Below are 9918 nucleotides of genomic sequence, written 5' to 3' on the forward strand. Positions count from 1 at the left end.
GATCTATTTTCAGAACCATCATCAATTATGCTAATTTGCAAATATGCTTTTTTATTACGATCGAATGAGATACCTTCTTTGTTTATTTCTTCTTGAGCCAAAGAGACTCCTCTTAATATCTCAAGAGAATTAAAAACTCCATCACCAGAATCTCGGCTTATCGGTACAGAAACAGCTAATTTAATCAGGCTAGACTTGGATTCATTAGTTGTGCTCTCAGCCTCTTTATTATTGAGATAAATTTTTGCTTCTGAGTCAATCGAACACATTTTAACAAATTCTTTTAAATTATTATTTTTAAGGTGCCAATTATCTTTGCAAATAAGTTTTAATTTATTAATATCTTGCGTATTGGCTGAATCAATAGGCTGATTCTTTTCCTTAACCCAAGCTTCTTTCTTTACTAAAATATGTTCTCCTGAGCTGAATCTTATCTCTTTTTCTTGCGTGGAGAAAGAGAGATTTGGTATGAACAAGCCAAAAAAATCGTTACTAGCTAATACCAATACTAAAATTATCAGCAACGTTGAAACAAACGCTATTATATATTTGTGGTTTTGTAAATATTGTATTCGTCTGATTAGGAAAGGCAAAAGCCACGTAATCAAATGAGAGATAGCTCGAATAAGAAGTCGAGATGTGACATGAAAAATTGAAGCTATCCTATTATTAAATTGTCGCTCGATCTGTCGAAGTCTATTTTCCAACCGATCTAACTCGGCCTCCTCTGTCTCAATATTTTTGGCTAATTTAAATCGTCCACTAGTATCAGTTTCGATAGCATAATCTATTCTTAAACGTTTCAGCCTTTCAGCAGTGAGTTGGTATGCATTGTGGACAGATTTCCACTCTTGCTCTAGTCTAAGCCTTTGATTGGATGGTTCACGGGTCATACTTGTGACATTAGCTACTTTCGCTTCTTCAAAGCTTACCCAATTCTTATTAAAATTGGATTCGCTTTTTCTTTATTATCTGTAATTATACCTATCTCATACTGAAATTTACATCTAAAATTTCTTGCTACTAAGCGAGTCGAGATTTTATTGAACCCAAACTTCAGAACCATCCGAATTTACCAGCAGTAGAGGCGATCTGCAAAGCTGCATACCTGGGGATATCACCAACGGTGAAGTGAGCTAAGAATTTGATGTAATTAACTGTCTGAGAGCTGTGTTAACAGCTTCTGAAGTAGGGAAGACTTGGGCGATATCTTCATCCAAGACGATGATAGTCATTTTTGCTGAAGAATCTCGTGTCGCAAATCGATTGGGTTTTGCCTTGGTATAATCAAAAGCATATTCGGCTGCTAAATCATCTTCATTATCTGGAGCTGGATTAGAATGAGGTGTTTTCATAATCTTCACGTTCTCTTTGAGTCGTTGGACGGGCACTAATAATGCGAATAGCTTGGGAACGTTCGGTAAAGCTAACGAGCAGTAGCCGATTTTGTTGAGAATGACCGATAATAATCTCTCGATATTCTGCTAATGATGAGTGTAATTCGTCATCAAAAATCATTGCTAGGGGATTATTAAAAACTGTTTGAGCTTCTTCAAAGCTTACCCCATGTTTTTTAAAGTTAGTGTCTGCTTTGGTCGTGTCCCATTCGTAATCCATAAATCGATTATAACTGACTGAATCTAAAAATCCCCCGCCACTAGGTGACGGGGGATTCTACTTAACCGATGATAACTTCAGAACTATCCGAACTTACCAGCAGTAGAGGCAATCAAGAAGGCTGCGTAGGTAAGGATATAGCCGACTGTAAAGTGAGCTAGACCGACAACACGACCTTGAACGATCGACATTGCAACAGGCTTATCTTTCCAGCGAACCAAGTTCGCAAGAGGAGTCCGCTCGTGTGCCCAGACAACCGTTTCGATCAACTCTTGCCAGTAACCACGCCAGCTAATTAAGAACATAAAGCCAGTCGCCCAGACTAGGTGTCCGAACAGGAACATCCATGCCCATACAGACAGATTATTCATCCCGTAAGGGTTGTAGCCGTTAATTAACTGTGAGGAGTTCTGCCAGAGGTAATCGCGTAACCAACCCATTAAGTAAGTCGAGGACTCATTGAATTGCGCTACGTTACCTTGCCAAATACCTAAGTGTTTCCAGTGCCAGTAGAATGTTACCCAACCTAAGGTGTTTAACATCCAGAACATTGCCAGGTAGAACGAGTCCCAACCGGAGATGTCACAAGTACCACCACGACCGGGGCCATCACAAGGGAAGGCATAGCCGAAGTCTTTCTTGTCGGGCATTAATTTGGAACCACGGGCATCCAGCGCACCTTTGACCAAGATCAAGGTGGTGGTGTGGAGTCCGAGGGCGATCGCATGGTGAACCAAGAAGTCACCAGGGCCGATCGTCAAGAACAAGGAATTGCTACCGGAGTTAATCGCTTCTAACCAACCTGGCAGGTAAACTGCGCTGGTGGTGGAAGCTAAACTACCAGAGTTAGAGAGTAAAGTATCAAAACCGTAGAGTAGTTTACCGTGGCTGCTTTGAACAAACTGGGCAAATACTGGTTCGATTAAGATTTGCTTCTCAGGTGTACCAAAGGCAACTACAACGTCATTGTGCACGTAGAGGCCGAGGGTATGGAAACCCAAGAACAGCGACACCCAGCTCAAGTGAGAGATGATTGCCTCTTTGTGCTCTAGCATCCGCGCGAGCACGTTGTTGCGGTTTTGCTCTGGATCGTAGTCACGAACCCAGAAGATCGCACCGTGAGCGAAGGCACCAACCATTAAGAACCCAGCAATATACTGGTGGTGGGTATATAGTGCGGCTTGGGTGGTAAAGTCCTGCGCCAAGAACGCATAAGGCGGCATGGAGTACATGTGTTGAGCCACCAAGGAAGTGACGACACCGAGCGAAGCCAATGCCAAACCTAATTGGAAATGGAGAGAGTTGTTGACGGTATCATAAAGACCTTTATGACCATCGCCCAGTCTGCCTCCGGGTGGTTTGTGAGCATTGAGGATATCCTTAATGCTGTGACCGATCCCAAAGTTGGTGCGATACATATGCCCAGCGACGATAAAGATTACCGCGATCGCTAGATGGTGGTGCGCCATATCAGTCAACCACAAGGATTGAGTCTGGGGATGGAAGCCACCTAAGAAAGTCAAGATCGCCGTGCCAGCACCTTGGGAAGTCCCAAACATCTGTTGCGCGGTATCGGGATTTTCGGCATATACGCCCCAGTTACCTGTGAAGAAGGGTTGTAACCCTGCTGGGTGAGGTAACGTGCTCAAGAAATTGTCCCAACCGACGTGCTGACCGCGAGATTCGGGGATGGCAACGTGGATTAAGTGACCGGCCCAAGCCAGAGAACTGACCCCAAACAAACCAGATAAATGGTGATTGAGACGAGACTCAGCATTTTTGAACCAAGACAAGCTAGGGCGGAATTTGGGTTGCAGATGCAACCAACCAGCAAACAGCATGACTGAAGCGAGGAGGAGCAAGAAGATCGACCCCATGTACAAGTCATCATTTGTCCGCATCCCGATCGTATACCACCATTGGTAGACACCAGAGTAAGCGATGTTGACTGGATTGGATGCGCCACCTTGAGTAAACGCATCAACAGCAGGTTGCCCGAAGTGGGGATCCCAGATTGCATGTGCGATCGGACTGACGTTCAGTGGATCTTTAATCCACTGCTCGAAGTTGCCTTGCCAAGCTACGTGGAACAGGTTACCAGAAGCCCAGAGGAAGATAATACCTAGATGACCAAAGTGAGTTGCGAAAATCTTTTGGTAAAGATTTTCCTCAGTCATGCCATCATGGCTTTCAAAGTCATGAGCCGTGGCAATCCCGTACCAGAGCCGACGAGTGGTCGGATCTTGTGCGAGGTCTTGGCTAAATTTTGGGAATTTAGTTGCCATAGTTTTCTTATCGGATTTCCTCGCGGACAGGCGAGATGATTACAGTAGAGATGATGCTAACTGTAACCATCTCGTGTGGCATTAAATTAGCATCATGTTGAATGATGGCCGAACCTGGAAACCCAGATTCGATCGGTAGCCATTGATGGAGTTAAATCCGCTTGCTGGCCACCGATATCGAACATCTTTTCATCAGCCGATTGCGATCGATCGAGCTAAGAAGAATGCCCAGGTAGTCGCAATCCCGCCAAGGAGATAGTGAGCGACCCCAACAGCCCGACCCTGAATAATGCTCAGAGCGCGAGGCTGAATTGCTGGTCCAAAGTTGAGCTTGTTATGTGCCCAGACGATCGACTCGATCAGTTCTTGCCAGTAGCCGCGACCGCTAAATAGGAACATTAAACTAAATGCCCAGATAAAGTGTGCGCCTAAGAAGATCAGACCGTAAGCAGATAAGGCCGTACCGTAAGAGTTGATGACTTGAGAAGCTTGCGCCCACAAGAAGTCACGCAACCAACCATTGATTGTCGTCGCACTAGCAGCAAAGTTGCCACCAGTAACGTGAGACACAGTGCCGTCAGGAGCGACAGTACCCCATACATCTGACTGCATTTTCCAACTAAAGTGGAAGATGACGATCGAGATAGAGTTGTACATCCAGAACAGACCGAGGAAGACGTGATCCCAACCAGAAACTTGGCAGGTACCACCCCGACCGGGGCCATCGCAAGGGAAGCGGAAGCCCAGACTAGCTTTATCGGGGATTAACCGAGAGCTACGAGCGAACAAGACCCCTTTGAGGAGGATCAGAACAGTGACGTGAATGGTGAAAGCATGGATGTGGTGAACCATAAAGTCCGCCGTACCCAGAACGATCGGCATCATTGCCACTTTGCCGTTGACAGCGAGAGTATCGCCACCAAATGCTAGGCTAGCAGTTTGCAGTGCGTTTGGTGCAGTGTTTCCGGCAGCAGCAGTGTGCAAGCCTTGAATCCACTGAGCAAATACGGGTTGCAACTGAATTGCTTTGTCGGAGAACATATCTTGAGGACGACCCAAAGCTTGCATGGTGTCGTTGTGGATATACAGACCGAAGCTATGGAAACCTAGGAACATCGATACCCAGTTCAGATGCGAAATAATTGCATCGCGGTGACGCAGCATCCGATCGAGTAAGTTGTTCTGGTTCATTGCTGGGTCGTAATCCCGAACCATGAAGATGGCTGCGTGAGCAGCACCACCGACGACACAGAAACCGCCAATCCACATGTGGTGGGTAAATAACGATAGCTGAGTAGCGTAATCGGTAGCCAGGTATGGATACGGAGGCATTGCATACATGTGTTGTGCCACGATGATGCTGACCGAACCCAACATTGCCAAGTTAATTGCTAACTGAGCGTGCCAAGATGTGGTGAGAATTTCATATAGACCTTTATGGCCTTCGCCAGTAAATGGTCCTTTATGGGTTTCTAGAATTTCTTTCATACTGTGACCGATGCCCCAGTTCGTGCGGTACATGTGACCGGCAACGATAAAGAGTACAGCCAAAGCTAGATGATGGTGAGCCGTATCGGACAACCACAGACCGCCAGTCGTCGGATTGAGACCGCCTTTGAAAGTCAAGAAGTCGGCATATTCTGCCCAATTCAAGGTAAAGAACGGCGTCAGACCTTTAGCAAAACTGGGATACAGTTCGGCCATCTTGGTCGGATCCAAGAACTCATGAGGTAAGGGGATATCTTTTGGTGCGACACCAGAATCCAGTAATTTATTTATGGGAAGAGAGACGTGAATCTGGTGACCTGCCCAGGATAGGCAGCCCAGTCCTAACAAACCAGCCAGGTGGTGGTTCATCATTGACTCTACGTTCTGGAACCACTCCAATTTGGGAGCGCGTTTATGGTAGTGGAACCAACCAGCAAACAGCATCAAACCAGCCATGACGAGGCCGCCAATAGCAGTAGCATAAAGCTGGGTGGAGTTGGTGTACCCGGACGCTCTCCACAACTGGAATAGACCAGATGTGATTTGAATCCCGTGGAAGCCACCGCCAACGTCGGCATTGAGGATGTCTTGACCGACGATCGACCAGACGACTTGGGCACTGGGTTTAATCCCAGTGGGGTTGGTTAACCACGCTTCATAAGTGGAGAAACGGGCACCGTGAAAATACATCCCGCTCAACCATATAAAAATGATGGCGAGATGTCCGAAGTGAGCACTGAAAATTTTACGAGAGACGTCTTCTAGGTCACTAGTGTGACTGTCGAAATCATGTGCGTCAGCATGAAGATTCCAAATCCACGTAGTGGTTTTTGGTCCTTTAGCAAGGGTGCGATCAAAATGACCAGGTTTACCCCATTTTTCAAATGAAGTAGGGACTGGATCTTTGTCAACGACTACCTTTACTTTTGCTTCCCGCTCTGGCGGACTAATTGTCATGAGGATTCTCCTCTCTAGACAAGGAACGAGGTGATACCCAACTGTGAGTGCCCATTTTTTTTAGTTTAACGGAGCCAAAAACTTTGCTCGATCTCTTTGCTTCCAAGGGAACTTCCAGTCTCAAGCCGTACTGTTTTCACAAAACATGTTTGCTGAAGCAGTACCTCTGTTGATGAATTATAGGTTCATGAACGAGTGATATTCACCATTCGTTAACAATAATTCAAAGTCGCTCCCCAAGATGCTTATATCGATCCTAGTTCAAGGGAATCGGTGTAAAAGTCAAGCTGAATACATTTTTTTTAAATAAACTTAATAATTCCCCACAAGCTCGTCTAGCACGAGATTACAGCTCGGTTGTGACTAGATCGGATCGCGAATTTTGCGATTGATCGCCCTTTAGTTACATATCTACATTCATAATATATTCCCAGATGTTTGGGGTGAATTGCTAACGATCAATTCTCTTGCTCCAGCGGCTACGCCAACAGATCGAGATCGTGACTGAAAGTTAAGAGACTGCTTTGGTCGATCGGACAGATATTATTTACGAAAAGTAATAATCGATCGAAACGAGATCTAGTTGATGATCGCTTGCGGCCAATCGTCTCAACCCAGAAGAGCGGATCGTTGAAAAACTCGCCAACCCTAGTAAAATAAGCAATGCAAACAAGTAACTTGTCAAAGCAGAGGTGCGGGTGTTAAGAGCGAATCTGAAGTGGAGCTTAGTTTCTCGATCGATCGGGTGGTGTTTGGCCTTAATGCTCGCGCTCGGGATGAACAGTTGCGATGCGCTCTCGGAGAGGTTCAGCAAACACTCGATCGAGGCAACCGATAAGGAAGCTGGATCGAGTCTTGAAACTCAGACGCTAACGAATACTGAGGGGCCATTGTCAGAAGTTAATGTGCCGGCTAGTATCTCGCAGCTATCCCCAAGCTTGGCAAAATTTCAGCCCCGAGTGCAGATCGTCAGCCCCAAACCTGATGAGATCTTGGCGGACGATCGAGTCACAGTCAAATTCAAAGTGACAGATCTACCCATATTTAAGCAGTCTGAGCTGGGATTGGGCAATCATTTACACGTTATGCTCGATCGCGAGACTTATCGGGGCGTCTACGATCTGAACCAACCGTTGGTTTTTAAAAATTTAGCGGCTGGAACCCACACTTTGCGGGTATTTGCTTCCCGTCCGTGGCATGAAAGCTTTAAAAATGATGGTGCATTTGATCAAGTCACCTTTCATGTCTTGACGAAAACAGCTACCAACAACCCCGATCTCCAGCAACCGTTGCTCACGTACAGTCGTCCGACGGGGACTTATGGTGCCGAGCCGATCCTGCTGGATTACTACCTTACTAATGCGCCATCCCATGCTGGCGAGCAGGGCAGTTCGGAGCGAGTTCCAGAGTGGCGGATTAGAGCGACAGTCAACGACCAACAATTTATCCTCGATCGCTGGGCACCAGTCTATCTCCAAGGGTTTAAACCAGGTAAAAATTGGGTGAGATTGGAATTGCTCGACGATCGGGGCAATCCAATTCCCAATGTTTATAACGATAACTTGCGCATCGTGACTTACGACCCGCAAGCCAAAGATGCACTATCGCAACTAATTCGCGGTGAAATTACCCCCGAGTTGGCACGTACGCTCGGAGATCCCAATTATGTCGCTAGCAAGCCAACCACATTACCAACCACCGCACCTATACCTACTCCAGTTGCTATGCCCCTGCCTGTAACAGCAACGGCTCCAGCCCAAACTCCGGTACAGATTGCCCCTCCTACCACACCATTACCAATCACAACACCAGCACCAACACCGGTAGCTGCACCTAGCCCATTACTCACAACCACACCAACACCGATCGTTGTCGCGACTCCAGCACCAGCATTAACACCTGTAGTTGTACCTAGCCCCATCCCAGTATCTACACCACCACCGATGGCGATCGTACCTGCGCCGACACCTAGCCCCATTGCCATTGTGCCGCCAACACCATTCGGAACAAACCCATCTGTAACGCCAAAGAGTGCTCCGCCAACTACAATGCCAGCACCGATAGCACCCGTTGCGATCGTTCCCAGCGAACCCCCGATCGCAACAACCGTAACTAAATCTCTGCCAGTCCAGCCGCCACAGCCAGAGATGACCAATCCTCGCAATTCGACTCCAGTACAAGTGCAGATCGACAAGCCAGGATTAGCTCCCTCAGTAGCTCCTAGTATTTCACTACCTAGCAATCCACCTGCCCCAGTTGCCGCTATGCCGCTAGCTCAAGTCGCTGATAAGCTAGCAACATCATCGCCACGCGATCGAGTCGAGCCAGCACCAGTACCGACGCTACCGCCGCAACCCCAAATGGCTGCGCCACCCACTGCTAGCATCGAGCGAAATCCTTCCCTACCCTCAGCAGATCCAGGCACAGCCAACCCACAGCCAACCGCAGCAACTCCACAGAGTCAAAATCCAGAGTCACCAGAGTGGCAACAGCGATCAAGCAAGCTATTAAGTACAGCTAAAGCCAAAATTCGCGCCTTCACGAATACGATTCCCGCTAAATCCCAAAGATTTGGGAATAATGTGCGCATTTGGGCGAATTATGCCAAAGACTATGCCACCACAAAGATTCAAGCATGGAGAGAGCAGCATTAAGATGTGGAATGAAATTGCGGCGCAAATTAGTCAAGCGACTGGCAGACAGTTTGAAATCGGTGAGCGACGCTCGATCGATGGTGGCTGTATCAATCAAACATATTTAGTGAGCAACGTTGGCGGAGCCTCTCCCACGGAGAATCGAGAGCGATATTTTGTGAAGCTCAATCGATCGTCCCTAACTGACATGTTTGCGGCTGAAGCTAGAGGGCTATCAGAAATAGCTGCAACAGACACAATTAAAGTCCCACTCCCAATCTGTTGGGGCGTAGCTGAAGAGTCTAGTTATTTAGTTCTCGAACATCTGGATTTAACGCTCAACCCGCAACGTGAAAATTGGGGGGAAATGGGTCGAAATCTAGCGGCGATGCATCGATATCAAATTAGTCCTAACGGCCAATTTGGTTGGCATATTGATAACACGATCGGCTCGACACCCCAAATTAATCCTTGGGAACAAGATTGGGCGACATTTTTCACTCATCATCGGATTGGTTATCAACTTCAACTCGCCCAAAGCAATGGCGGGAATTTTCCCAAAGCTGCACAAGTAATTGCGAAAATCCCTGAATTTTTAGCTAACTATCATCCCAAGCCATCCCTAGTACATGGCGATCTGTGGAGCGGCAATGCTAGTTTTACAACCGCTGGTATTCCGGTGATTTTCGATCCGGCTACTTACTGGGGCGATCGAGAAGTCGATATTGCGATGGCTGCACTATTTGGGGGTTTTCCTAACGCTTTTTATCAAGGATATGCAGATGTTTACCCCTTAGACCCTGATTATTCAACCCGCAAAATTTTGTACGATCTTTATCATATTCTCAATCATTACAATTTATTTGGTGGTAACTATCAAGGTTGGGCAAATAATCTGATCGAGACTATATTGCGATGAGTTGGGAGCCGCAACTCCC

6 protein-coding genes and 1 pseudogene are annotated in these 9918 nt (G+C 46.8%); 2 read left to right on the top strand and 5 right to left on the bottom strand.

Annotation, left to right across the window (positions count from 1 at the left end):
• The 5 genes and pseudogenes from RMO27_RS16165 to psaA form a co-directional block, all read right to left on the bottom strand.
• Window positions 1-893: pseudogene (locus tag RMO27_RS16165) on the bottom strand (hypothetical protein); the annotation flags it as partial.
• Between the two features lie 243 nt (window positions 894-1136).
• Window positions 1137-1358, bottom strand: coding sequence for a hypothetical protein (locus RMO27_RS16170; RefSeq protein WP_396133731.1), 222 nt, complete (start codon window positions 1356-1358; stop codon window positions 1137-1139).
• Window positions 1336-1617 carry a BrnT family toxin gene (locus RMO27_RS16175; protein ID WP_309734342.1) on the bottom strand — a complete coding sequence of 94 codons (282 nt, stop codon included), beginning with the start codon at window positions 1615-1617 and terminating at the stop codon, window positions 1336-1338. The genes RMO27_RS16170 and RMO27_RS16175 overlap by 23 nt, the downstream gene beginning before the upstream one ends.
• An 83-nt stretch (window positions 1618-1700) precedes the next feature.
• A complete protein-coding gene (psaB, locus tag RMO27_RS16180; protein ID WP_309734344.1) occupies window positions 1701-3902 on the bottom strand; it encodes a photosystem I core protein PsaB in 2202 nt (733 codons plus the stop codon).
• Window positions 3903-4094: 192 nt separating this feature from the next.
• Complete coding sequence (gene psaA, locus RMO27_RS16185; RefSeq protein ID WP_309734346.1) at window positions 4095-6347, bottom strand: photosystem I core protein PsaA; 2253 nt, start codon at window positions 6345-6347, stop codon at window positions 4095-4097.
• 698 nt (window positions 6348-7045) lie between these two features.
• Between psaA and RMO27_RS16190 the strand changes: the two genes are divergently transcribed.
• A complete protein-coding gene (locus tag RMO27_RS16190) occupies window positions 7046-9001 on the top strand; it encodes a hypothetical protein (RefSeq protein ID WP_309734348.1) in 1956 nt (651 codons plus the stop codon).
• Between the two features lies 1 nt (window position 9002).
• The gene (locus tag RMO27_RS16195) at window positions 9003-9899 is read left to right on the top strand and encodes a fructosamine kinase family protein (RefSeq protein WP_309734350.1); all 897 of its coding nucleotides are present in this window, start codon (window positions 9003-9005) and stop codon (window positions 9897-9899) included.
• The last annotated feature ends 19 nt before the right edge of the window (window positions 9900-9918 follow it).

Source organism: Chamaesiphon sp. OTE_75_metabat_556 (assembly GCF_031378165.1).
Taxonomy (GTDB): domain Bacteria; phylum Cyanobacteriota; class Cyanobacteriia; order Cyanobacteriales; family Chamaesiphonaceae; genus Chamaesiphon.

What these genes read in the sequence shown, in the direction of transcription:
- RMO27_RS16175 (WP_309734342.1), bottom strand. Translation starts at nt 1,617, where the DNA reads ATGGATTACGAATGGGACACGACCAAAGCAGACACTAACTTTAAAAAA.
- psaB (WP_309734344.1), bottom strand. Translation starts at nt 3,902, where the DNA reads ATGGCAACTAAATTCCCAAAATTTAGCCAAGACCTCGCACAAGATCCG.
- psaA (WP_309734346.1), bottom strand. Translation starts at nt 6,347, where the DNA reads ATGACAATTAGTCCGCCAGAGCGGGAAGCAAAAGTAAAGGTAGTCGTT.
- RMO27_RS16195 (WP_309734350.1), top strand. Translation starts at nt 9,003, where the DNA reads ATGTGGAATGAAATTGCGGCGCAAATTAGTCAAGCGACTGGCAGACAG.